Genomic DNA, 25260 nt, shown 5'->3' on the forward strand with positions numbered 1-25260 from the left:
AGCGCACCGTTTTTTTAAGGAGGGGATCTATGATGAAAACAACGATGAAGAGCAACGTGGTCAATAACGACTGATGGCCAATCAGGCATCGAGGCCCGCCGAAACCGCGGCGGAAAGCGACCGTATCGGCTTCTTCGGCAAGGTCCCCAGCCATGGCGACTTCATCTCCGATGGGCTTGAACGGGAGCTGATCGGGACATTTGACGACTGGATGCGATCCGGCCTGCACGCCTGCGCGGACACCTTCTCGAGCCGATGGCCCGAAATATTTACGTCATCGCCGCCCATACGCTTTATCATCGAAAACGGCATATGGGGAAACTGCGCCTATGCCGGCGTGCTGGTGCCCAGTGCAGACCGGGTGGGGCGCAAATATCCGCTTGCCATCATCGCGCAGCTCAATAGCTTCCGGAAACATCCGAAAACGCTCTATCTAGACGATACCTGGTTCATGGCCGCCGAGGCGCTGGCCGAAACATCCATGACGGGCGATTTCGACATGTCCCGGTTTAATACCTCCGTCAAGAAATTGCGCCTGCCTAAACCACGGGAAGACGATGATGATGCGGCGGACATGGTGCGTGGCCGCGTACCGACGAGCCTCTGGTGGCGCATCGATCCCGTCAGCCGCCGCGCCCGCGGTCTCAAATTCGACGGCAAACCGAAAGCTTCCGATTTCCTGCGTCTCTTCAGCGACATGGCAGGCAAGAGCGAGGAGGACGGCTCGACATCCGTACAGGCGCAGGAAAGCGCGAAACACAAAACTCCGCCCGTGATGACGCCCGCGCCCGCACCGCCAACCGAACAGCCGTCATCGGTGATCTACAGCTATGCCACGCACCCGGGAACACGGCTTTCCCTGAATGCGGATTCGCTCTTCGTTTCCCAGACCCCTGCCCTCTTCGCCATAGCAGATGGACAGGGCGATACGCACAGCGCCGTGGAAGCAGCACGTCTGGCCACAAATACTCTTGCCGAGACACCCGATGCCGAAAGCCCCGGGGTGATGGCGCAGCAGATCAGGGGAAAGCTCGGCACCGTCAACAGCCTGCTTCTTTCCCGACAAGCCCTGGGCGCCGACGGCAGGCCGATGGCGAGCGTCATCATTGCCTCCATTATCGGCCGCAGACTGAGCGTCCTGTGGTCCGGCGATGCGCGCGCCTATCTCCTGAAAAACGGAACCATGCATCAGCTTTCGCGCGATCACGTCGTTGTCGGCATGAAAAGGCAGCTCGCGCAATGTGTCGGCCTTTCCCAGCAGTTCCGCCCGGATATCGTCGGGGAAGACTGGGGGGCGCAGGACAGGCTGCTCCTGTGCAGCTATCCGCTGGTACAAATCCTGAGGGAGCGAGCCATTGCCGAGATTGTCGGCGACACTGCGATCAAGGATTGCGCCAGCGCCCTGATCCAGGAAGCGTTGATCGAGGACGCACGCGAGAATGTCAGCGCCATCGTGATTGGAAACCGGCTTGAGTAAGGGTAAACAAACGGGCGACGGGCCTGCCTATCCGCAGGTTTCCGAGCGCTTTTCCGATCTATGGCAAAGCATTCGCCATGACGGCATGCGGGAAAGGCCTGCCGAAGAACAGAAAGACCTGATCGATCAGGTCAGAAATGCGCTGGACCGGAAAATCTCGTATTTTTCCGATGCGAAACCCAGCTGGATCGCCGACAGTTTTGCCCTTGAACGGATTGCCTACGAAAGCGAAAACACGCTGCTGCTGCAGGTGCGGCACCGTGATCTCGGCTCCCTTCATGCCCTGAAAACCACGCCGCCGGCGTTGAGAAACGACGCGGCGCTGCTGCAAAGATTACGCGAGGAGGCGCAGCTCGGCCTGACATTGCGCCATCCGTTTCTGGTGGAAACATCGGCGCTGCTGAGACTGGCCGATGGCCGGCCGGGCCTGTTGCAGCCATGGTTTCCGCAATCATTGGCATCGCTTGCATCGCAGCCGCCGGTTACCGCGCCGCAGGCGATCGCAATCCTTCGCCGGCTCCTGGAAGGGCTGAGCGCCATGCATGCACGGGGGTACGTCCACTGCGATGTCACGCCAGCCAATATTCTGCTGGAGGATGGCGATTTCGAAAGGGGCAGGCTTGGCGATTTCGGCATTGCTTTGGAAATCGGCCAAAAACACGCGGACCGGGGCATGCGCTTTGCCGCCTCGCACGAATTTGCAGCACCGGAACGGATGCGGGACGCAACCGCAAAGCCGGATCAGGATATATTCTCCGTGGGGCGGCTTGCCCGGCGGCTTATCGCGACGGGCGAGGTGCGAACAACGCAAAGGCTGACGGATTTTGCGGACGCCTGTTGTCAAGGCGAACCCGCGTCGCGTCCGCAATCGGCGATGGAAGCGCTACAGCTTTTGTAGCGCTTAATTGGTCAGTTGCCGCCGCCGGGAAGCGGTGCTGCGGCCGTCGGCACGCTCTTCTGGAACACGGTCAGGAGCTTGGCCGAATCCACCAGCGGCGCGTTGCTGGCATAGAGCACATCGCCCTTCTGCATCTGGAAGAGCTGCATGAGGGCAATGCTGGAAGCATCGCGCATATTGACGTGATAAATCACCGGCCGCACGGTCGTGGCCGTCGCAACCGGGCCTTTCGCGCCCGATGCAGCTGCCGACGGCACCTGAATGATCTCGTTGCGGAAGACATAGACATTGCGCGCGTCCGCACGGTCATCAAGCAACCCGCCGGCGCGGCCGACAGCCTGCGCCAGCGTGAGTTTTCCGGCTTCGAACTGGAATTCGCCGGCGCTCTTGAAAGCGCCGAGCGCGGTGTAGCTCGCCGCATCGCCATCGATCATGATCTGATCGTCCGGCGACAGGCGGATATTCTGGCGGTCTTCCCGCATGACGCGGTCAAGCGGCGCGCTCGCCCTGTGCGAGCCGCGAACGACGGTAACCGTGGCAGCGCCCGGAGCGACGGTCGGGCCGCCAGCCTGATTGAGCGCATCGAGCACCCGCTCCTGACGGGCGGTAAGCATTATTTTGCCGGGGTTTTTCACCGCACCGCTCAGCATGACGGCGCTCGTCGGCTTGTCGACGACAGTGACGACGGCCTGCGGGTTCACGGCTGATCCCTTGAGCCCGGCGACGACCTGCGATTGCAGCCCCTCGGGTGTCGAATCCACCACCCTCTGTTTGCCTACGAAGGGGATATTCACCGATCCGCTCTGGTCCACCGTAAAGCGTCCGAGATTGAGCGTCTTGCTTTGCGTCGGGGAGAAAAGCCCGTCTTCGCCGGTATCCAGCACGGTGATGTCGATCACGTCGCCGCGACGCAATCTCTGGGCGTTGTAGCCGGTGTTGCGAAGCGCTGTGAGGCCGGGGCCGGAAGCATTCTGCAGGCTTCCGGCGGAAACCGTAGCCGCCGGCGCATTCGCGAGCTCGATGACTGGGATTTTTTCGTTGGTTCGAGGAAAAGTCGCAGATCGGATATTGCCTGCGGTCGGTCCGTCAGATGGCTTTGCACATGCGCTCAAAAGAGCCACCAGCAAAACCGCCCCCAACTTTTTCATCCCTCATCCCCTTGATGATTCAACCTGACGCAGAGATAACATCCAGCCACGTCATCGCAACAACTTTAGCGGTTGCAATTTAGCGAAAACTTGTCTTCCAGAGAAAAGGTGTGACCATTCCGCAACCTTTTCGAAACCGCCTGCCGCAAACCCCAACAATGTACCGATGAGAAATCACCAGACCTCACCGACTGACGCCGGCCAGCGCCATTCGATGGAACGGTTTTGCGTTGGAGGAGTTTGTTTTCTGCAAACCACGACAGGAGCAAGAACAATGGATCACACCAATCACGTCCGCCTGGTTGAAACCGAATTGACGCCGTCCGTTCTTGAAGGTGCCACCGTTTATGGTGCAGACGATCACAAGGTCGGCAAGGTCGATCATGTTCACGGCGTCGGGGCAGGCAGCACCGCCATCATCGATGTCGGCGGCTTTCTTGGTATCGGCGCAAAGCCCGTCGCAGTACCGCTTAGCGATCTTGATTTCATGCGGGATGAGGACGGCGATGTCCACGCGGTCACGTCATGGACCAAGGACCAGCTGAAGGACATGCCAGAACATCGTCATTAATAGCATTGTCATTCATTAAGAGGAGCGCCCGGCGGTTTGTCGGGCGTTCTTTTATTGTCGGGCAGGCGTTTGCGCGTCAGACTTCCCGCGCACATCAAACAGCGAGGAAACCGCCGTCAACAGGCAATACGGCGCCGGAAATCATCTTGCTGTCATCGGAAAGCAACAGCGCGATGCTCTGCGCCACCTCTTCTGCTTCCGCAAAGCGGTTGAGCGGATGACGAACCATCATCGGCTGGCTCTTTGCGGGGTCGTTCCAGGCTTCCGCTGCGAGTTCAGTCAGCGTAATTGTTGGGGCGACGGCGTTGACGCGAATACCGTGGGGGCCGAGCTCCTTGGCGAGAACGCGCGTTGCGCCCTCTAGACCTGCCTTGGAGGCCGCATAACACAGGTGATCCTGAAAACCGCGATGACCGGCGATTGAGGTGATGTTGACGATGGCGCCGCCGCCGCCATTTGCGATGCGGGTGCGGGCAAATTCCTGGCAGGTGACGAGGGCCGCACGCAAGTTAATGCCCAGCACGGCTTCATAACCCGCGTCGCTCATGTTGAGCACGCTTTCCAGCACGTTGATGCCGGCGCTGTTGATGAGGAAATCGCAGGGGCCAGCCTCCGCCATCGCAGCGCGGGTGGCGGCGACATCGGCAAGATCAACGCGGATCGCACGTCCGCCGATTTCGCTTTTCAGGCTGTCGAGATCGGACTGCGTGCGGCTGATCGCCACCACGTCCGCACCGCGGGCGGCCATCAGTTGCGCGCAGGCACGGCCGATGCCTTTTCCTGCGCCGGTGATGATGACGGATTTTCCGGAAAACTGCATGGAATCCTCTTTATTTCTTTCGGCCATGACGGCCGGATGATGTGAGTTCTTGGAGCCGCTCAGGAATGACTGGAGGCGCGAATGGCGCGGGCAGCGCTCTGGAGCGCCAGGAACGCGTCGTAACGCACCTGATGAACCATTTGAAACTCAGGATCTGGCGTTGCGCAGCTTATAATCCGCGACATCGCCGGCATGGCGGCAATGAGGTCGGGATAGGTTCCAGCGGCAACGGCGCCCAGCATGGCCGAGCCGAGAAGCACCGGCTCTTCGCATTCGGTCAGTTCAACGGGAAGCCCCGTCGCATCGGCCAGCAACTGCCGGGCAAGCGGATGAGCGCCTGCCCCACCGCTGACGCTGATGGTTTCCACCGGCGCACCGTTACGGGCCTGCGTTTCGATGATCTGGCGAAGCCCGTAACCGAGGCCGAGAAGACCCGCCACATAAAGCGCCACAAGGGAATCCACGCCGGTCTCGGTGCCGTAACCGGCGATGACGGCGCGTGCATGGGGATCGGCAAACGGCGCGCGGTTACCGAGAAATTCCGGCACCACGTGAAAATCCTCGGTGATCTTTGCAGCAGCGGAAGCGGATGCGGCAAGATTGAGCGCCCGGTCAGCCAGCCATACCGGCAAGGCTTTGCCTTCCTTGTCGGCAAGCGCCTTCGCCTCTGCATAGGCCGGGTGCAGTTGCACGAGATAATCGATGGCAGCGCCGGCAGCGGACTGGCCGCCTTCATTCAGCCAGGCGCCAGGAACCATGGCCGAATAATAGGGTCCCCAGACGCCGGGCACGAAGGCGGGTTCGGTGGTGGTCGTCATCGTGCAGGACGACGTGCCAAAAACATAACCGAGGCATCGCGACGCATCGCCGCCCGCAGCCACCGTGCCGATGCCGCCGGCATGGGCGTCGATCAGACCTGCCGCAACCGCAGTGCCCGCAACCAGACCCATGGCTTTTGCCGCGTCTTCCGTCAAACCGTTACCCAGCGCCGTGCCGGGATGGACGACGCTTTCACCGATACGACGAAAACCCTGCTCAGCAAGATCGCCAAGCCCGATACGGGTGAAATACTCCGCATCCCAGCGCTTTTCGTGGGCGAGATAGGTCCACTTGCAAGTTACCGTGCAGGCGGAGCGATCAAGCGCGCCCGACGCCTTCCATGTCAGAAAGTCCGTGAGGTCGAAAAAATGCTCGGCCCGGGCATAGATGTCGGGCCTGTTTTCGCTGAGCCACAGCAGTTTCGGCGTCTGCATTTCCGGGGAAATACGGCCGCCGACATATTTCAGCACAGCATGTTCGCCGGCGTTGATACGCTCCGCCTGTTCGACGGCGCGGTGATCCATCCAGACGATGATATCGCGCTCGGGATGATCGGGTGCGCCCACCGGCAGGGTCTCATCTTCCGGTCCACGCACCACCAGCGAGCAGGTGGCATCGAAACCGATGCCGGCGACCTCGGCCGGATCGATACCGGCGCGGGAAACGGCTTCGCGGACGCTGTCGCAGACCGCCTGCCACACCTCTGCGCTCGATTGCTCGGCAATGCCGCCATCCTCGCGATGCATGCCGATCGGGCGTTTGGCGGTGGCGAGAAGCTTGCCCGCGACATCAAAGACACCGGCCCGCGCCGAGCCGGTCCCGACATCGACGCCAACAAGATAGGAAGCCATTTGTGATACTCCTCGGAGCGGATCATCCGGTGCTGGAACAGGTTGAAGCGGCGGGACCGTTCCGGTTCTTCCGCCGCTTCAGAGATTATTAAACGCGGTCGAAGTTGGTCGGCAAGACCAGCATGTCGCGGATGGTGACGGTGCGTTTGCGCGTCAGCATGTAAACGACGGCATCGGCCACTTCGCTCGCATCGATCAGGCTACCGGATTCCTTGGCCTTGCGAAGATTTTCCTCCGGCCAGTCCGCGAGAAGTGCGGAGACGACCGGGCCGGGAGAGACCTGCGCGACGCGCACGCCGTGCGGGATCATCTGGCGACGCATGCCCTGCACGAAGCTGGTGATCGCCCATTTCGAGCCAGAATAGACCGGCTCCCAGTAGGTCGGGAAATGACCGGCAATCGAGCAGGTGACGACGATATCGCCGGTCTTGCGCTCCGACATATGCGGCACGACGGCATGAACATTCTTCATGACCGCGTTGACATTGAGATTCAGCATCTTGTCGATGGCTTCGGGCGTCGTTTCGGTGAGATCGCCGCCGATATAGGTGCCGGCGTTGCAATAGAGAATATCGATATGATCGACCTTCTTGAGGATCTCAGGGATCATCGCGTTGCAGCTGTCGGCGTCCAGCAGGTTCGTCACCTGCGGGATGGCGCGCTCGCCGAGCTTGGCGGCCAGATCATTCAAGGCTTTCTCGTTCCAGTCGACCATGACCACGGTTGCGCCCTGTTCCAACAGCGCTTCGGTGGTGGCAAGCCCGATGCCGGATGCGGCGCCGGTGATGACCGCGATCTTGCCTTGCAGCGATTCAGACATTTAATTCTCCTGCGTTTATGAAGATGTTTCCGGGCCGGCTCAGCGCCATTCGCGCCCGATATAGATTGCCAGCAGAATGATGCCGCCCTTGATGACATCCTGCAGATAGGGGTTGATGCCCATCAGGTTGAGGCCGTTATTGAGAATGCCGAGCAGCACCGCGCCGATGAGCGTGCCGAGGATGAGGCCCCTGCCGCCGGCAATCGCCGTGCCGCCGAGAACGACCGCCGCGATGGCGTCCAGTTCGAAGCCGACACCGGCATTGGGCTGACCGCTCATCAGGCGGCCGGTGAGGATGAGGGCGGCAAAAGCGGCCGTCACACCGGAGATGCCATAGACGGCAAGCTTGACGCGCTGGGTCTTCACACCTGAAAGACGGGCGGCCAGTTCGTTACCACCAAGTGCATAGACGTGGCGACCAAAGGCCGTACGCTGCAACAGCAACCACGCCACCGCATAAATCACCACCATGATGATGACGGGCACCGGAACGATGCCGACACGGCCGACGCCGAACCAGGAAATCCAGCTCGGAATGCCGCTGACCGGGTAACCGCCGGAATAGATGAGGCCGAGGCCGCGCGCCATGCCCATGGTGGCGAGCGTGACGATGATGGCCGGCATCTTGCCCCAGGCGACCAGCGCCCCGTTGAAGATGCCGATACCAAGCCCGATAAAGAGGCCAGCCGGCAGGGCAACCGCGGGAGACAGGCCGGTATTCACCATCAGGCCAGCGGACAGTGTTCCGACAAGCGCCATGACCGCGCCGACCGAAAGGTCGATGCCGCCGGTGAGGATGACGAAGGTCATGCCGACGGCGAGAATGCCGACGACGGAAACCTGCCGCAGCACGTTCATGATGTTGTTAACGCTGAAGAAATTGTCGCTCGCGAGCCCCATGAGGATGGAGACGACAATCAGGCCCGCCAGCGGCAGGGCAAGCGGCGAACGCAGCATGGCGCCAAGACTGAAGCCGCCCGTTTTCGCGGCGGTGCCGGTGTTTGCATCAAGCGACATGTTCAACTCTCCCGGTGGTGGCGTTTGTCATTATTGTTTCTGAATTGATGTCTGCGCCTTCGACGGTGGCGACGATGCCGCCGGAACGGAAGACGCAGACCCGGTCGGACATGCCGATCACTTCCGGCAGCTCCGAGGAGATCATGATGATCGAATGGCCCCTGGCGGCAAATTCGCGCATCAGCGAATAGATTTCTGCCTTTGCGCCGACATCGATGCCGCGTGTCGGCTCGTCGAAGATCAAGACGCGCATGTCATGGTTCAGCCAGCGGGCAATCACGATCTTCTGCTGGTTGCCGCCGGACAGCGTGTCGACGCGGGCGTACGGCCCCTGCGCCTTGACCTGCACCTGCGCCATGGCCTTCGTCGTGTGCTCCAGTTCCTTTTTGAGATCGAGGAACCAGTGGGCCTTGCGGTATTTGCGATAGTTGTTCAGCGAAATATTCTGCAGGATCGAGAAGCTGGTAATCAGCCCCTCCTCCTTGCGGCTTTCCGGCAGCAGGCCGATGCCGCGCATCAGCGCCTCATCAGGGCCGGAAAAGCGCGTGTCCACACCGTCGACCTTGATCTTGCGGCGCGAGGCGGAATGTGCCCCGAGCATGGCGAGAACGGTTTCCGTGCGGCCCGAGCCAACGAGCCCGGCAAAGCCGAGGATCTCACCCTTGCGCAGAGCAAAGCGCGAGACAGGACCGCCCTTCTTCAATTGCAGCTCTTCGACTTCGATCACCTTTGCGGCGGCGGGATCAAGTTGCGGCTTGGGCGGAAAGCTGGCTTCGATGCGCCGACCGACCATCATCTCCACCAGGCGGTCATTGTCGACTTCCGAGGTCAGGCAGGAACCGATCAATTCGCCGTCGCGCAGAACGGTAATGCGGTCGCAGATCTCGAATATTTCTTCGAGGTGGTGCGAAATGAAGATGATTGCCACGCCCTGACGCCGCAGCTCGCGCATGACCGTGAATAGATGCTCCGTCTCGGAAGGCGTCAGTGTGGCGGTCGGCTCGTCGAGCACGAGAATGCGGGCATCGAGCGACAGTGCCTTGGCGATCTCGACAAATTGTTGCTGGGCAACGGAGAGGCGATGCACCGGCACGTCAAGCGGTACATCAACCGCCAGCCGGCTCATGATCTCCGCGGCGCGCTTGCGCATCGCGCCCTTGTTCAAAAGGCGCAGCGGCCCGCGGATTTCGCGGGCAAGAAACATGTTTTCCACGGCGTTGAGATAGGGGATCAGGCTGAATTCCTGAAAAACGATGCCGACGCCGGCGGCAATCGCCTCATCATAATTGGCGAAGCGGCGATCCTTGCCATCAATGCGGATCGTCCCTTCCGAGGGCTGCAGAATGCCGCACAGGATTTTCATCAGCGTCGACTTGCCTGCGCCGTTTTCGCCTAAAAGCGCATGCACCTCGCCGGCGCGCGCCTCAAGGTCGACGCCACGCAGGACTTCGATCTTGCCAAAGCTTTTTCTTATTCCATTCAGTTCCAGCATTTCACCCTCCTCAATGGTCGGGATTTAACCCCGCCCCCGTACAAGACGGGGACGGGGCTTGGGAGGAGTTCTTACCAGCTGAACTCGCCGGCGTTCTTGCTGTCGACGACCATGACGTCGATCGGGACTTCCTTCGGCACAACGCGTGCGCCCCACTTCTGGGCGAGCGCCATGGCAAGGCCGACGCGAACCTGGTCACGCGGGAACTGCGCGGTGGTTTCGATGAAAGGACCACCCTCGGCAATCGCCTTCACAGCTTCCGGAGCACCGTCGACCGAGGTCAGCTTGATGTCTTTGCCGGAACCCTGGATCGCAGCCAGAGCGCCCATTGCGCCACCATCATTCACCGAGAAGATACCGGCCAGGTTCGGACGTGACTGAATCATGTTTTCAACGACGCCAAGAGCAACGGAGCGGTCCTGGCGGCCGTTCTGCGTATCGACGAGCTTGATCTCGGGGAATTCTGCAAGAGCCGCCTTGCAACCTTCAACACGCTGCAGGATCGGCACGACCGGGATACCATCGAGGATGGCAACCTCACCCTTGCCGTTAAGCGATGTGCCGAGATATTTGCAGGACTGGTAACCCGCGTCGCGGTTCTTCGAGCCGACAAAGGTATCGACCGGGCCATTGGCGTTGGCATCAACGGCAACGACAATCACGCCGGCAGCCTTGGCAGCGTGTACGGCAGCTTCGATGCCGGCGCTGTCGGTGGGGTTCAGGAGCAGGATATCGATCTTCTGCTGAAGCATGTCTTCAACGTCGGAAATCTGCTTTGCCACATCGTGGCCGGCGTCGGTAACCACGACGTCAGCGCCGATACTGGCGGCAGCTTCCTTCAAGGCTTCCTGCATCGATACGAAATAGGGATTGTTCAGTTCCTGGAAGGTCATGCCGATCTTCAGCTTTTCCTGCGCCAGCGCCGGAGCGGCCATCATTGCAATTGCGGCTGTCGCCATCAAAAACTTGGATTTCATTTTCATCTCACTCTTCCTCCCGTTTGGAAAGTTGGGGCAACAGGTGCCCGTTTCCGGACAGACCTCTGCCCGAATTCTTAGAAATCGGCGATGTGTCGCTGGTTTACTCCGCCATCACAGCTGCCTTCTGGGCCGCAAAAATGGTTCGGAACCTCGACGGCGACATTCCCTTCAATTTCAGGAAATGCCGGTTGAAATTGGAAAGGTTGGAAAAGCCCACATCGTAGCAGACCTCCGCCACTTTCACGTCCTGATCCGCCAGCAGCATCTGGCAGGCAAGATCAATGCGCAACTGATTGCGATAGCGCACCAGCGTCGTTCCCGTATGGCGCTTGAAGGCGCGGGAAAAGGCGCTCGGGCTCTGGCCCACCATGTCGGCGAGATCGATTTCCTCAACCTGTTCCGTCAGATGTTCGCGCAGATGCGAGAGTGCACGGTTGATGCCGCTATCGCCTATACCGGTCAGATCGAGCTCGTAACTCAGGCTCGCCAGCACTTCTGAAGACGGCGCGTTGACCAGGAGATCGAGAATTTCCCAGAAGAGCGCCAGACGGGTCAGGCCCTGCGCCTCGATAAGCCTAAGGATGAGCGGGCGAACGCGGTCGCTCGTCTCGTCGTCAAACAGGATACCGCGACGGCTACGATCAAGGAGGCCGCGCACGACCTCCATTTCCGACATGGAGGCGCAGGCATCTTCGATAAAGCTCTCCGGAAACTGGATCACGAGAGAGCGTGTCGGCACGATTTCGTCCGGCTCGATCTCGCTGATCCAGTTCTGGGGGAGATTGGGGCCGGTCATGATGAGCTGACCGGGGCCGAAGCGGCCGACGAAGTCACCAATATAAAAGGTGCCTGACGTCGCCACGACCAGATGAATTTCGTATTCGGGATGATAGTGCCAGCGCACGGTACGGAACGGATAGCCATGCCGCCAGGCAGCGAAAGATTCGCCCTTGCGGATGTGCACCAGTTCCAGATCGGGCTGCATCATAGTTCCTCCCATCCTTACGTCCGCCGTATTCACGGAGCGGGCCATTCCTCTTTATGGCTCGTCCAAGGCGTTGATGAGAGCATATGGCGTGCGGCATCTCTGCATCCACATCACGCCGAAGAAATTGCCGATACTTTTTTGACTCTTTTTTGTCGAGAATTGAAGAGTCGTCTGAAAGGGCTGATTATAAACGCGGCGGGCGTGGCGATTTTTCCGCTCAATTTGGCGTGATGCGCCCAGACAATGCGCAGCCGAAGACGATTTCAGGTGAAATTTTGACGTGTGGCCTGCCGGATGCCGGCAGGCCACACTCATACTTTTCCGCAACGTCCCTGCCGCTCAATCATCAGCGGCAGGCTTCAGTCGTTATTGCGGCATGACGATCTGCAATTTCACATCCGTTTCCCGTGCTTCGACCGCGCGGTCGAAACCGGCGATACTGTCTTCGAAGGGAATGGTCGCGGAAATCAACGGCTTCAGGTCAACCTTGCCGGAGGCGATGAGCGCAACGGCCCGGTCATAAACATTGGCGTAACGGAAGACCGTTTCGACCCGCAGTTCCTTGGCCTGCAGGCCGACAATATCGACCGGAACCGGATCGACGGGCATGCCAACAAGCACGATGGCACCGCCCGGCCGCGCCAGCTTCGCCATGCCAAGCACGGCGGGTGCAGCACCCGAGCATTCGAAGACGATATCGCAACCCCAGCCATCCGTGGCGGCCGAAACCGCTTCGCCAAGGTTGCGCTCGCGGATGTTGACGGTCTCGATGCCGTCATAGGCGGCGATGATATCGAGCTTCGGCTGAGCGAGATCGGCAACGATGACCTTGGAACAACCGCCGGCCAATGCTGCCAGGGCAACCATCATGCCGATCGGGCCGGCGCCCGTGACAACGGCGATATCACCGGGCTGAATGCGCGCCCGCAGTGCCGCCTGCATGCCGATTGCGAAAGGTTCGACCATCGCGCCTTCGGCGAAGGACACATTGTCCGGCAGCTTGTAGGTGAAGGCTGCGGGGTGAACGACTTCCGGCGTCAGGCAACCATGGATCGGCGGCGTCGCCCAGAAGCGGACAGCCGGATCGACATTGTAGATGCCGAGCTTGGAGGCGCGTGATGTGGGATCGGGAATGCCGGGCTCCATGCAGACGCGATCACCCGCCTTCAGATGGGTGACATCAGAACCGGTTTCGATCACCGTCCCGGAAGCCTCGTGGCCGAGGACCATGGGCGCGTTGACGACGAAATGACCGATCTTGCCATGGGTATAATAATGGACGTCCGAGCCGCAGATGCCAACCGTATGGGTGCGGATGCGCACATCCTTCGGTCCGAGCTCACCTGAACCCGCTCCACCGGGAATTTCAAAATCCCTGAGCGAGAGCTTGCCCTTTTCTTCCAGCACCAGTGCCTTCATCTCATCCTCCGTGGTTTTGCGATACGCCTGGCAGCGAATTCAGCAAGCGTGATGGCGTGCAATTTCGGCAAAAGTAAACAGAAATCGGCTGGATCGGACGGTTTTTCTTTGCCTCGGAAAAACTGTATCGAGATGTCTCGAGTTTCTCATCATCCGCCGCCGGAACAGGCCGTCGGACGCGTTCAACAAGCCTCCGATTCGCTGGAGCAATCGACACCCGCGAGACCAAACGATAGCCCGGATCGATCAACCTTTCCTGATCCGTAGTCCTTCCAGAAAGGCCCGGAAACTCTCAACCGCCCGCTTCGAGGTGGCTTCGGGATCGTCGGAATTGGCGATCCATTGGGCGGCGCTGCTGCTTGCTGCATTGATGAAGCGGGCGCATGCCTCCGGATCGATGTCACCGATGGTGCCTTCCTCCCGGAGCGCCTCCAGACTTCGGGCGACAGCGGAAATACAGCCATTGGCATTTGGCCAGCGCGATGGATCACCCAGCACCGCCGGTCCGTCGCGAAACATGATCCGCTGGATTTCCGGTTCGAGAGCCATGCGCACATAACCGAGATTCTCCTCGACAAAACCCTCCCACCGGGAATCGGCCCTCGAAGAAATATCACAAAGCCTTGCGGTCATTTCCGCGTCGATTTCGGCCACAACGGCCGAAAGCAGGCCTTTTTTATCGCCGAAATGATGGTAGAGCGCGCCACGGGTGAGACCGGCTTCGGCGGTGAAGTCGTCCATAGACGCTTCAGCATAACCGATGCTGCCAAAGGCCTTGCGGCCCGTAGCCAGAAGCTTCGCCCGCGTCTCGGCAATCATTTCACTGCGAGGTTTGCGCATTTCTTCTCCATTTTTCTCATACGTCACGTATATTAGTTGACATACGCACCGTATGCAATTATCTCATTGACATACGCCACGTATGTATGTGGTGGACACCCTTCGAACAAGGTGCATCCCGATGTCTAATCCATACAGAGAAATTTTCCGGGCTCCAGGCGCAAAAGGCTTTTCCGCCGCCGGCTTCTTCGCCCGCCTCCCCATTGCCATGGCCCCGATCGGCATCGTCGCCATGCTTTCCCAGACCCATGGCGAATATTGGCTGGCCGGCGCCGTCTCGGCAACCTTTGCATTGACCAATGCCGCCCTCTCCCCGCAAATCTCCCGGCTGGTGGACCGCAAAGGGCAGAGCAAGGTCCTCATCCCCGCCACCATCGTCTCGGTCATCGCCTTTGCGGTACTGATTATCGCGACAAATCAGAAATGGCCTGCCTGGACGCTGTTCCTTTCCGCCTTCCTCGCCGCCGCCATGCCAAGCATTCCCGCCATGATGCGCGCCCGCTGGACGGAAATCTTCCGCGACCGACCTGAACTGAACACCGCCTTCGCCTTTGAATCCGCCGCAGATGAACTCGTCTACATCTCCGGCGCCTCGCTTTCCGTTGGACTTGCGGTTTCGCTCTTTCCGGAAGCGGCCATGATGATCAGCACCACCTTCCTGGCGCTTGGCACCTTTGCTTTCCTTCTGCAACGCTCGACCGAGCCCAAGGTGCGGCCGATTGAAAGCGGCCGCCGGCAGCGTTCGGCTATCTTCCTGCGGCCGGTCCAGATCATCACGCTTGCCCTGATCTTCGTCGGCTCGACTTTCGCCACGGCCGAGGTGAGCGCCGTCGCAATCACCAAGGCGCTTGGTCAACCGGAAGCCGCCAGCCTCGTCATCGGCGTTTACGCAATCGGCTCCTTCGTGGTCGGCCTCATCCTTGGCGCGCTCAATCCCAAAATGCCCCTGCAACGACAATTGCTGATTGCCGTCAGCGTGCTTGCGCTCACCGCCCTGCCGCTGCTTGTCGCCAACACCTCCGTTGCGCTTCTCGCTTTTGCCGTTTTCCTCAGCGGCGTTGCAATCTCGCCGATCTTCATCACCTCATTCGGCCTGATCGAGCGCCGCGTACCGGAATCGATGCTGACGGAAGGTGTAACCTGGGTGATGACCGGCATCGGTATCGGCATGGCGCTCGGCGCCTTCGTCTCCGGCTGGGTGATCGATAATTTCGGCCCGGATAACGGTTTCTGGGTGTCCGTCGCCGCCAGCCTTTCGACCGTCGTCATCATTGTGCTCGGCCAGCGCGCCCTTTCCGGAAATCGCGAACGATCCGGCCCTGCGGCCGCAATGCAGCAACCTGCGGAGTAAGAACAAAGGCTCGAGGTCATCCCGGGCGAGAAGCCGCTCGGGATAAACCTGAATTGCATGGGCTGGGGCTCTGCGCTCAGCCCATGCGCTCGGACACATGTTCTCCGGGGGACGCGGGAAAGACGACAGTTCGGTTTCCGTTCAGAAAGACCCGGTGATGAATATGGGCGTGGATGGCCCGCGCAAGAACCTGGCTTTCCACATCCCGGCCAAGACTGACATAATCCATCGCGCTCTGGGCATGGGTCACGCGGATCGTATCCTGCTCGATGATCGGCCCTTCATCGAGATCGGCAGTGACGTAGTGGGCGGTCGCGCCGATCAGCCTCACGCCGCGCTCATAGGCCTGCTTGTAAGGGTTGGCACCCTTGAACGACGGCAGGAAGGAATGGTGGATATTGATGATACGACCTGACATTTCCTGACACAACCGGTCCGACAGGACCTGCATGTAACGCGCCAGCACCACAAGCTCCGCTCCGGTATCCCGCACCACCTGCAAGATCGCGGCTTCCGCCTCGGGCTTCGTTTCCGGCGTGACACGAATGTGGTGAAAGGGAATATCCTCGTTCACCACCTGCTTCTGGTAATCCAGATGATTGGAAATCACCGCGACGATCTCGACCGGCAGCGCACCGATGCGGGAGCGATAGAGCAGATCGTTGAGGCAATGGCCGAAACGCGAGACCATGATCACGACTTTCGTCTTTCGCGAGAGGTCGTGAATGTCATAATCCATATCGAAATCGGCCGCGATGGGACCGAAGCCGTCGAGCAGCCCATCGCGTCCCGATCCCTGTTCGGAAACGAAACTCAACCGCATGAAGAAGCGGTCCGTCTCCTGGTCAGTGAATTGCGAACTGTCATTGATGTTGCAGCCGGACCGGGCGAGGTAACCGGATACGGCGGCGACGATGCCACGGCGCGCCGGGCACGAGACTGTCATGATATAGGTTGTCAAATTCTGCTCCCTGGGTCTTTGCCGCACGGACGGATCGCCTGCGCTTTCCCGCCGATTGCCGATGAACCGCCGGCCATGGTCAGGACGGCGATTGAGACTTGCCGAAGCCCGGCGAGGCGGCTTACGAACCGTAGATCGGAAAGGCCTCGCAAAGTGCAGCAACCTCTGCCCGCACCTCGGCCTCGATTGCGGCGTCACCCTCGGCATTTTTGGACAGGGCATCGATGACACGCAGGATCAGCGCACCGATCTGTTCGAATTCGGCGACACCAAAGCCGCGTGTGGTGCCGGCGGAGCTGCCGAGCCGGATACCGGAGGTGACGAAGGGCTTCTCCGGATCGTTGGGAATGGCGTTCTTGTTGCAGGTGAGACCCGCCCGCTCCAGCGCGATTTCGGCAGCCTTTCCGGTGACGCCCTTCGGGCGCAGATCGACCAGCACCATATGGCTGTCGGTTCCGCCAGAGACGATCCCCAGCCCACCATCGGTCAGTACCTTCGCCAGCGCCTGTGCGTTGGCGATGACCTGGCCGGCGTAATCGGAAAATTCCGGGCGCAGTGCCTCGCCGAAAGCCACAGCCTTGGCGGCGATGACATGCATCAGCGGGCCACCCTGATTGCCGGGGAAGACCGCCGAATTCAGCTTCTTGGCGAGATCGGCATCGTTGGTGAGGATCACGCCGCCGCGTGGGCCGCGCAACGTCTTGTGGGTGGTGGAGGTGACGACATGGGCGTGCGGCACGGGGTTCGGATATGCGCCGCCGGCGATCAGGCCGGCATAATGGGCCATATCGACCATAAGGTAGGCGCCGACTTCGTCGGCTATTTTGCGGAAGCCGGCAAAATCGATCTGGCGTGGATAGGCAGATGCGCCCGCCACGATCAGCTTCGGTCTCGTTTCCAACGCTCGCGCGCGCACCTTCTCCATGTCGATCAGATGCGTCTCGGCATCGACCTCATAAGAAACGACATCGAACCACTTGCCAGACATCGTCACCGGCGAACCGTGGGTCAGATGACCGCCATGGGCGAGCGACATGCCCATGATCCGGTCGCCCGGCTGCAGCAACGCCAGGAACACCGCCTGATTGGCCTGCGCGCCGGAATGCGGCTGCACATTGGCGAATTCCGCGCCGAAGAGTTGCTTCAACCGGTCGATGGCGACCTGTTCGACCTTGTCGACGAATTCGCAGCCGCCGTAATAACGCTTGCCGGGGTAACCCTCGGCATATTTGTTGGTCAACACCGAGCCCTGCGCCGCCAGAACATCGGCGGAGACGATGTTTTCCGAAGCGATCAGCTCGATCTGCGTCTTCTGGCGATCGAGTTCCTCGGCGATGGCGTCGGCGATCACCGTGTCCGAAACGGTATTATGTGACAGTCGGTTGAGCATTTTTTCTCCTCCAGATCAGGCGATGTCCGCCGCAAGTTCCTTGCAGCCGGTTTCAAGCAGATGGCCAAGATGCGATACGAAACTGTTCCAGATATCCATACGGAAACGGTTTTCCGCATCTCGCCAGAGCACCACGCTGACGCCGTCGAAAATCGTCCGGCGCCCCTCGCCCACCGCAATGGTGTCGATGTCGCGGGCGCAGCCCAGCGTCAGCAACTCGGCGGCCTGCGCACCTTCGATCAGCAGCGTCACTTCCCGTCCGGAAATATCGACGAGACTATGCGGATGGCTGGCGTAAACGCCTGCGCAGGCGGCAATCAGCCCGTCAACCGCGCTGACAGGTGCAAGCACGGTCCATTCGTCGGGGCCAAGGCGCAGGACCTCAATGTCGCCCGAAGCGGCGCGGAGGCCGATCCGGTCGGGCAAGGTCAGGCCAAGGGCGGCGTTGAGCGGGGCGAGATCGCCGCGCGCGCGCAGCGACAGCCGCGCCTGCGCGGCCAGAACGCTGACCCGGGCAGATTTGCTCTCGGCCAGCGTGCCGGGAACAGGGGAGGAAACGCGCATATTCATTGTCATCTCCAGGTCAAATCTTCAGGCGGGTATTTTCGGGATCGACGAAGACCATCCCGGTGATTTTTGCGGCAATGGTGCGGTCCAGCATCGGAATGTAGACGGTCTCACCCATCCGATCATGGCCGCCCTCAACCAGCGCCAGCGCAATCGGCTGGCCAACCGCATCCGAGTGATAGGAGGAGGTGACGTGACCCACCATTTTCATCGGCATCGGCTGTTTCGCATCGAAAACGATCTGCGCGCCCTCTTCCAGCTTGGAGCGATCTTCCGTCAGAAGGCCGACGAGATGGCGGCGGCCCTTGGCGACGAGATCGGGACGGGCAAGGCCGCGCTTGCCGACGAAATCGGGCTTGTTCTTGCCCACGGCCCATCCCATCGCGGCGTCATAGGGCGTCACCGTACCGTCGGTGTCCTGGCCGACGATGATGTAACCCTTTTCAGCACGCAGCACATGCATGGTCTCGGTGCCATAAGGCGTGATGCCATATTGCCGACCGGCCTCCCACAGGATTTCCCACAGCTTGCGGCCAAGCGGCGCCGGCACGTTGACCTCAAAGCCGATCTCGCCGGTGAAGCTGACGCGGAACAGCCGCGCCGGCATGCCGGCCACGGTGCATTCCACGCAGGACATATGCGGGAAGGCCCCCTCCGTCAGCTCGACGCCTTCCACCAGCGGGGCCAGCAGCTTGGCCGCATTCGGACCGTTGAGCGCAATGGTGGACCATTGTTCGGTGGTCGAGGTCAGCCAGACATTGAGATCGGGCCATTCGGTCTGGAGGTAGTCCTCCATCATGTTCAGCACCCGGGCGGCACCGCCCGTGGTGGTCGTGACGTGGAAACGGTCCTCGGTCATGCGGCCGATGACGCCGTCATCACGAATGAAGCCGTCATCGCCGAGCAGCAGGCCATAACGGCAGCGGCCGGCGGCAAGCTTCGTCCAGGGATTGGTATACATACGGTTCATGAACTCGACCGCATCGGGACCGACCACTTCGATCTTGCCGAGCGTCGAGGCGTCGAAAATGCCGACACTCTGGCGCACTGCCCGACATTCCCGGCTGACCGCCGCATCCATGTCTTCGCCCGGCTTCGGGAAATACCAGGCGCGACGCCATTGTCCGACCGGCTCATAGACCGCGCCATGCTCCTCAGCCCACCCGTCGATCTGCGTCTTGCGCGTCACTTCGAAATGCGCGCCGCGGTGATAACCCGCAAAGGCCCCGAAGGTCGTCGGCGTATAGGGTGGACGGAAGGTGGTCAGCCCCACCTGCGGCTGCGGTTTGCCAAGTGCTTCCGCCGCGATGTTCAGGCCGTTGATATTGGACATCTTGCCCTGATCGGTGGCCATGCCATTGGTTGTGTAGCGTTTGACATGCTCGATGGAGCGCATGCCCTCGCGCACGGCAAGCCGCAAATCCTTGGCGGTCACGTCATTCTGGTAATCGACGAAGGCCTTGGCTTTGCCGGCGTCGCGGTCGCTCGGCAGTTCGGTGTGGGAAACGCCGCTGCCGATACGGTCATGATCGACCGCATGGCTGGAAACATTGGCTGTCTTGCCAAGTGCTGCGACGACTTCACGACCCCGCTCCGCGCCATCCCTCAGCGCGGCCTCGATGCCCCAGAGCCCGCGACCGGCACCGGCAATCACACAATCCTCGTTGGTGAAGGCGGGCAGGAAGGTTGTGCGCTCATCGTCCCAGGCGATCTTACCCTGCGTGTGGGAGAAGAGATGCAGCGACGGCGTCCAGCCGCCCGACATCAGCACCGCGTCGCAGGCAATCTCCTGCCCCGCACTGACCGACGCGCCACTAACCGCATTGACGCGGACCGACTTGACGCGCAGCCGCCCCGATGTCGCCGTGACCGTATGCGACAGCTTGACGGGAATGCCGAGCGCACGCGCCTCGTTCACCAGCTCCTCGCGCACCTTGGCGCGGGTATCGACAATCGCCTGGACGCGCGCGCCGGCGCCGTGAAGATCGAAAGCCGCATACCAGGCGCTGTCATGGCTCGTCACGACCACCGGCCGGTCGCCGACCTTGACGCCATAGCGGTTGAGATAGGTCTGGGCAGCACCCGCCAGCATCACGCCCGGCCGGTCGTTGCCGTGGAAAACCAGCGGCTTTTCCAGCGCGCCCTGCGCCAGCACCACCTGACGCGCCCGAACGCGCCACAGGCGCTCGCGCGGCGTATCCTTCGGCACGGTTTCGAGATGGTCGGTCAGCTTTTCGCAAAGCCCGATCATGTTCTGGTGGTAATAGGCAATCGCCGTCGTGCGCGTCATGACCTTGACGCCCCGATCCTTCAGGGCCGTCAACTCATCCGCAAGCCAGGTCCACGCTGGCTTGCCGTCGATCTTCGCCTGGGGTTCGGACAAAAGCGTGCCGCCGGCTTCGGCATTTTCATCGACCAGCACGACCTTGAGACCATCGACCGCCGCCGCGCGCGCCGCTGCAAGACCGGCAGGACCGGCACCGACGATCAGCACGTCGCAATGCAGGTTGCGCGAGGCGTAGGTATCAGGATCTTCTTCCGTCGGCGAAACGCCGAGACCGGCCGCTGCACGGATGAAGGGCTCATAGACCTTGTTCCAGAAGCTCTTCGGCCACATGAAGGTCTTGTAGTAGAAGCCCGCCGAAAACAGCATATAGGCCATGTCATTGACCGCGCCGATATCGAATTTCAGGCTCGGATATTTGTTCTGCGAGGTGGTTTCCAGCCCGTTCCAGATTTCCTGCACGGTGGCGCGGGTATTCGGCTCGAAACGTCCGGCGCTGCGGCGAGTGCCGATCAGCGCATTGGGCTCCTCGGAACCCGCCGCCACCGGGCCGCGCGGGCGGTGGTATTTGAACGAGCGGCCCATCAGGTGCACGCCATTGGCCAGAAGTGCCGAGGCGACCGTATCGCCCTTCACGCCGCGATAGGTCTTGCCGTCGAAAGTAAAGCTGACCGAGCGGGCGGCATCCACACGGCCACGGCCGGAAACGCGATAGGAGTTCATTTCGACACCTCGGAACTTGTGGTCAAGCGGGTCAGGGAAGAAAGTTCAGGACGCGGCTCACCCGCTCGATAGGTCGTCAGGAAACGGTCGCTCACCGTGTCACGCACGGCGTTGAAGAAGCGGCCGCAGCCGTGCATGTGCCGCCAGCGCTCGAAATGCGGACCCTTCACGTTTTCGCGGATGAACAGGAATTCCTCCCATTGTTCATCGCTCTGCGACGAAGGATCGGCGGCGCGGACGACATGGGCCTGGCCGGCATAGGTGAATTCGGCTTCGGGCAGCGTTTCGTTGCAATAGGGGCAGCGGATCAAAAGCATGGTTCAAATCCTCGGAGCATTTCCGGAAAATGCGTGGAAATTAGTGCGCCACGGCGGCAGCGGCGGCCTCGTCGATCAGGCGGCCGGAGCGGAAGCGTTCCAGCGTGAAAGGCGCGTTGATCGGGTGCGGTTCGTTTTTGGCGATGGTCCAGGCGAAGGTGTGGGCGGCGCCCGGTGTTGCTTTGAAGCCACCGGTGCCCCAGCCGCAATTGACGTAGAGCCCGTCGACCGGCGTCTTGCCGAGAATGGCCGAGCGATCCGGCGTCACATCGACAATGCCGCCCCATTTGCGCAGCATCCGCATGCGGTTGAAGATCGGGAAGATTTCGACGATGGCCGCGATCGTATGTTCGATCAGCGGCAGGCCGCCGCGCTGCGAATAGGAGGTATACTGGTCCGTGCCCGAGCCGATGACCAGCTCGCCCTTGTCGGACTGGCTGATATAGGCGTGGACGGCGTTCGACATGACCACGCAGGGGAAAATCGGCTTGATCGGCTCCGACACCAGCGCCTGCAATGGATAGCTTTCAAGCGGCAGACGCACGCCGGCCGTGTCCATGACGACCGAGGTGTGACCGGCGGCCGAGACCGCAACTTTCTTCGCCTTGATGAAGCCCCTCGCCGTCTCGACGCCCGCAACGGAGCCATCGGCGTTACGGCGAATGGCGGTGACCGGACAGTTCTGGATGATATCGACACCACGGGCTGCGGCGCCGCGCGCATAACCCCAGGCGACCGCATCGTGTCGCGCCGTGCCGGCCCGTTCCTGAAGCGCGCCGCCCATGACGGGGTAACGCGCATTCGGCGCAATGCTGAGCGGCGGGCAATAATCCTTGCACTCTTCCGGGCTGAGCCAGCGATTGTCGACGCCGTTCAAACGGTTGGAATGGATGTGGCGCTTGAAGCTCTGCACATCGTGCACATTATGCGCCAGCATCAACACGCCGCGCCTTGAATACATGACGTTGTAGTTCAATTCCTGGCTCAGGTTCTCCCACAGATCGACGGCGTGATCGTAAAGACGGGCGCTCTCGTCATAGAGATAGTTCGAGCGGATGATCGTGGTGTTGCGGCCGGTATTGCCGCCGCCGAGCCAGCCCTTGTCGATGACGGCGACATTGGTGATGCCGTGCTGGCTGGCCAGATAATAGGCAGCGCCCAGACCATGGCCGCCGGCACCGACGATGACCACGTCATATTCGGCTTTCGGCTGACTGTCGGGCCATTGCTCGTCCCAGTTCTTGTGGCCGGTCAGAGCATTCCGCAAAAGATTGAAGGCATTAAAACGCGTCATGAGCGGGACCCGATGGTTGGAAAATCTCGTGTCGCAAAAGCTAGGAGCATTTGCCGCGCCCCGGCTGGACAATCGCGTCTGTTTGCATGAATATTTGCGTCATGACCTCACACCGCGCCAGAAAACGCCTCAGCGTCGCCTTCCTGCTTGCCGACCGCTTCACGCTGTCGGCCTTCGCGAATTTCGTCGATGTGCTGCGCCTTGCGGCCGATGAGGCGGACCGTTCACGGCCTATCCTGTGCGAATGGTCGGTGCTCTCGGCAAGTTTGAGCAGCGTGCAGTCGAGCTGCGGCGTGAAGGTGCAGCCGGACACGCGGCTGATGGACGCTGCGCATTACGACTATATCGTCGTTGTCGGCGGTTTGATCAGCGATCACAGCGCCCTGCCGCATGAAGCGCTGCGCTTCCTGAAAGAGCGGGCAGCGGCCGGCGTTCCCATCGTCGGGCTCTGCACCGGCGTTTTCATCCTGCATGAGGCCGGCCTGCTCGATGGCTATCGCTGCTGCGTGAGCTGGTTCCACCGCCAGGACTTTCTCGACCGTTTCGATACCGTCCAGATGATTTCCGACCAGATCTTCGTCATCGACCGCGACCGGCTGACCTGTTCCGGCGGCCATGGAGCAGCGCATCTGGCGGCGTTCCTTGTCGAGCGCCATGTCGGCCAGTCCGCCGCCATCAAGAGCCTCAACATCATGATGATCGACAGTGCGCTGAGCGGCGAAAAACCTCAACCCGGCCAGCAGAGCGCGCGCAAGGCCAACGATCCCCTCATCAAAAAAGCGATCCTGCGGATGCAGCAGAATATCGAGGTTCCGAGAACCGTGCAGGAACTGGCGAGTGATCTCGGCCTTGGCCGCCGCAGCCTCGAACGGCGTTTCCTCACCGACCTGGGCGCAACGCCTTCAAAGGTCTATCTCGAACTGCGGCTTGATCGCGCTTTGTCGCTCCTACGCACGACGCGTGACAGCATCACCCAGATTGCGCTCGCCACCGGTTTTTGCGATGCGCCGCACCTTTCCCGCACGCTCAGAGCCGAGCGCGGTTTCACCCCCAGCGAATACCGCAAGACTCAGGTCGGCCACGTCGCGACCGACGAGGAATTCGCCGTCGGCGTGCTGCTTCCACAATCCTGAAAATCTTGCGTCGGTTCTAGGAACCCGCCCCCATGAAGGTCAGCCGGGTAAGAGCCGTATAGCTGGATTCCGAGGCCATCAAGGCTGCAAAGACGAGCACGAGAACCGGCGGTAACAGGATTGCGTAGATCAGGACCAGCCGTTCCCAGGCCATGTGCATGAAAATCGCCATGATCAACCCCGCCTTCAGGATCATGAACAGGATGATGAGAGACCATCTCGGATAGCTCTGGATACCGAGATAATCGATCATATAGGATAAGGCGCTGAGAACGAAAAGCAGTCCCCAGACCACCATGTAAAGTCTTATCGGATGCTGCTGTCCCTGTTGTGACTGTTGCTGCGCCATGATGCCATCCTCACTCACCACAGATAAAAGAATGCGAAGATAAAGACCCACACCAGATCCACGAAGTGCCAATAAAGCCCCGTTATCTCGACGATCTCGTATTGCCCCTTACGGCTGGTGAAGAACCCCCGCCTTTCCTGATCGAAATCTCCCCGCCACACCTTGCGCGCGACGATGAGAAGAAACAGGACGCCGATGGAAACATGGGTGCCGTGAAAGCCCGTGATCATGAAGAAAACCGAACCGAACTGCGCTGCACCCCACGGGTTGCCCCAGGGACGAACGCCCTCTGCGATCAGCTTGCTCCATTCGAATGCCTGCATTCCCACGAATGTCGCGCCAAGCGCTGCCGTCGCCACCATCAGCGCGGCGGTTTTGCGACGGTCGCGGCGATATGCGAAGTTGACGGCCATGGCCATCGTGCCGCTGCTGCTGATAAGAACAAAGGTCATGATGGCAATCAGGATCAGCGGAATGTGCCTGCCGGCAATCGTGAGCGCGAAAACCTCGCTGGGATTGGGCCAGGCCGCGGTGGCCGACATGCGCGCCGCCATATAGGCCAGCAGGAAACAGCCGAAAATGAAGATATCGCTCAGAATGAATATCCACATCATTGCCTTGCCCCAGGAGACGTTCTTGAACGCCCGCTGGTCCGATGACAGATCGGCGGCGACGCCGCGCAGTCCAGCCGGCCGCAGATGCGGATCACTTATCGGTCTTTCCTCCATGGATGCGGCCATGATCGACACTC

Annotated in this window: 23 protein-coding genes; 5 read left to right on the top strand and 18 right to left on the bottom strand. The window is 60.7% G+C overall.

The window, feature by feature from the left end; genetic code table 11:
* Window positions 1-73: 73 nt before the first annotated feature.
* Together tagF and ACQZ48_RS15610 are read left to right on the top strand one after the other, a co-directional pair.
* On the top strand, window positions 74-1477 hold the full coding sequence (tagF, locus tag ACQZ48_RS15605; protein ID WP_448728996.1) for a type VI secretion system-associated protein TagF: 1404 nt from the start codon (window positions 74-76) through the stop codon (window positions 1475-1477).
* Complete coding sequence (locus ACQZ48_RS15610) at window positions 1470-2375, top strand: protein kinase domain-containing protein (RefSeq protein ID WP_077983133.1); 906 nt, start codon at window positions 1470-1472, stop codon at window positions 2373-2375. The genes tagF and ACQZ48_RS15610 overlap by 8 nt, the downstream gene beginning before the upstream one ends.
* Before the next feature lie 11 nt (window positions 2376-2386).
* Here ACQZ48_RS15610 and ACQZ48_RS15615 read toward each other — a convergent pair whose 3' ends face one another.
* On the bottom strand, window positions 2387-3523 hold the full coding sequence (locus ACQZ48_RS15615; RefSeq protein WP_077983134.1) for a polysaccharide biosynthesis/export family protein: 1137 nt from the start codon (window positions 3521-3523) through the stop codon (window positions 2387-2389).
* Between the two features lie 274 nt (window positions 3524-3797).
* Between ACQZ48_RS15615 and ACQZ48_RS15620 the strand changes: the two genes are divergently transcribed.
* Window positions 3798-4094: a PRC-barrel domain-containing protein gene (locus tag ACQZ48_RS15620; RefSeq protein ID WP_003522015.1), complete on the top strand. Its 297-nt coding sequence runs from the start codon at window positions 3798-3800 to the stop codon at window positions 4092-4094.
* A 94-nt stretch (window positions 4095-4188) separates the two neighbouring features.
* Here ACQZ48_RS15620 and ACQZ48_RS15625 read toward each other — a convergent pair whose 3' ends face one another.
* The 9 genes from ACQZ48_RS15625 to ACQZ48_RS15665 all read right to left on the bottom strand — a co-directional run bounded on the left by ACQZ48_RS15625 (window position 4189) and on the right by ACQZ48_RS15665 (window position 14140).
* Window positions 4189-4914 (bottom strand): SDR family oxidoreductase, encoded by a 726-nt coding sequence (locus ACQZ48_RS15625; RefSeq protein ID WP_448728997.1) that lies wholly within the window; start codon window positions 4912-4914, stop codon window positions 4189-4191.
* A gap of 59 nt (window positions 4915-4973) precedes the next feature.
* Window positions 4974-6584 (bottom strand): FGGY-family carbohydrate kinase, encoded by a 1611-nt coding sequence (locus tag ACQZ48_RS15630; protein WP_448728998.1) that lies wholly within the window; start codon window positions 6582-6584, stop codon window positions 4974-4976.
* A gap of 88 nt (window positions 6585-6672) precedes the next feature.
* Complete coding sequence (locus tag ACQZ48_RS15635; protein WP_080794041.1) at window positions 6673-7404, bottom strand: SDR family oxidoreductase; 732 nt, start codon at window positions 7402-7404, stop codon at window positions 6673-6675.
* 39 nt (window positions 7405-7443) lie between these two features.
* Complete coding sequence (locus ACQZ48_RS15640) at window positions 7444-8421, bottom strand: ABC transporter permease (protein WP_269834011.1); 978 nt, start codon at window positions 8419-8421, stop codon at window positions 7444-7446.
* Window positions 8411-9913, bottom strand: coding sequence for a sugar ABC transporter ATP-binding protein (locus ACQZ48_RS15645; RefSeq protein WP_077983138.1), 1503 nt, complete (start codon window positions 9911-9913; stop codon window positions 8411-8413). Before ACQZ48_RS15645 ends, ACQZ48_RS15640 begins: the two co-directional genes overlap by 11 nt.
* 71 nt (window positions 9914-9984) lie before the next feature.
* A complete protein-coding gene (locus tag ACQZ48_RS15650) occupies window positions 9985-10896 on the bottom strand; it encodes an ABC transporter substrate-binding protein (protein ID WP_448728999.1) in 912 nt (303 codons plus the stop codon).
* 97 nt (window positions 10897-10993) lie between these two features.
* The gene (locus tag ACQZ48_RS15655) at window positions 10994-11878 is read right to left on the bottom strand and encodes an AraC family transcriptional regulator (RefSeq protein WP_077983140.1); all 885 of its coding nucleotides are present in this window, start codon (window positions 11876-11878) and stop codon (window positions 10994-10996) included.
* A gap of 369 nt (window positions 11879-12247) precedes the next feature.
* Window positions 12248-13300 (bottom strand): NAD(P)-dependent alcohol dehydrogenase, encoded by a 1053-nt coding sequence (locus tag ACQZ48_RS15660; RefSeq protein ID WP_448729000.1) that lies wholly within the window; start codon window positions 13298-13300, stop codon window positions 12248-12250.
* Between the two features lie 246 nt (window positions 13301-13546).
* Entirely contained in the window at window positions 13547-14140 is a 594-nt protein-coding gene (locus ACQZ48_RS15665) for a TetR/AcrR family transcriptional regulator (protein ID WP_162520527.1), read from the bottom strand.
* 121 nt (window positions 14141-14261) lie between these two features.
* Here ACQZ48_RS15665 and ACQZ48_RS15670 point away from each other — a divergent pair, with 121 nt between their 5' ends.
* Window positions 14262-15491, top strand: coding sequence for an MFS transporter (locus tag ACQZ48_RS15670; protein WP_448729001.1), 1230 nt, complete (start codon window positions 14262-14264; stop codon window positions 15489-15491).
* 76 nt (window positions 15492-15567) lie between these two features.
* Here ACQZ48_RS15670 and purU read toward each other — a convergent pair whose 3' ends face one another.
* From purU to ACQZ48_RS15700, 6 genes are all read right to left on the bottom strand, one after another.
* On the bottom strand, window positions 15568-16452 hold the full coding sequence (gene purU, locus ACQZ48_RS15675) for a formyltetrahydrofolate deformylase (protein ID WP_137411857.1): 885 nt from the start codon (window positions 16450-16452) through the stop codon (window positions 15568-15570).
* A 121-nt stretch (window positions 16453-16573) separates the two neighbouring features.
* Window positions 16574-17842 (bottom strand): serine hydroxymethyltransferase, encoded by a 1269-nt coding sequence (glyA, locus tag ACQZ48_RS15680; RefSeq protein WP_448729002.1) that lies wholly within the window; start codon window positions 17840-17842, stop codon window positions 16574-16576.
* A 15-nt stretch (window positions 17843-17857) separates the two neighbouring features.
* The gene (locus tag ACQZ48_RS15685) at window positions 17858-18412 is read right to left on the bottom strand and encodes a sarcosine oxidase subunit gamma (protein WP_448729003.1); all 555 of its coding nucleotides are present in this window, start codon (window positions 18410-18412) and stop codon (window positions 17858-17860) included.
* 13 nt (window positions 18413-18425) lie between these two features.
* Window positions 18426-21416, bottom strand: coding sequence for a sarcosine oxidase subunit alpha (locus tag ACQZ48_RS15690; protein WP_448729004.1), 2991 nt, complete (start codon window positions 21414-21416; stop codon window positions 18426-18428).
* Window positions 21413-21733 (bottom strand): sarcosine oxidase subunit delta, encoded by a 321-nt coding sequence (locus ACQZ48_RS15695; RefSeq protein WP_443387959.1) that lies wholly within the window; start codon window positions 21731-21733, stop codon window positions 21413-21415. Before ACQZ48_RS15695 ends, ACQZ48_RS15690 begins: the two co-directional genes overlap by 4 nt.
* Before the next feature lie 40 nt (window positions 21734-21773).
* Window positions 21774-23027, bottom strand: coding sequence for a sarcosine oxidase subunit beta family protein (locus tag ACQZ48_RS15700; protein ID WP_077983148.1), 1254 nt, complete (start codon window positions 23025-23027; stop codon window positions 21774-21776).
* Between the two features lie 86 nt (window positions 23028-23113).
* On the opposite strand from ACQZ48_RS15700, the gene ACQZ48_RS15705 reads away from it, so the two are divergent.
* Entirely contained in the window at window positions 23114-24160 is a 1047-nt protein-coding gene (locus ACQZ48_RS15705; protein WP_165691217.1) for a GlxA family transcriptional regulator, read from the top strand.
* A gap of 16 nt (window positions 24161-24176) precedes the next feature.
* On the opposite strand, the gene ACQZ48_RS15710 is transcribed toward ACQZ48_RS15705, so the two are convergent.
* Together ACQZ48_RS15710 and ACQZ48_RS15715 are read right to left on the bottom strand one after the other, a co-directional pair.
* Entirely contained in the window at window positions 24177-24509 is a 333-nt protein-coding gene (locus tag ACQZ48_RS15710; RefSeq protein WP_173991455.1) for a cytochrome C oxidase subunit IV family protein, read from the bottom strand.
* A 14-nt stretch (window positions 24510-24523) separates the two neighbouring features.
* Window positions 24524-25249, bottom strand: coding sequence for a heme-copper oxidase subunit III family protein (locus ACQZ48_RS15715; protein WP_269825278.1), 726 nt, complete (start codon window positions 25247-25249; stop codon window positions 24524-24526).
* Window positions 25250-25260: the final 11 nt, after the last annotated feature.

Source organism: Agrobacterium sp. 22-209-1 (assembly GCF_053522485.1).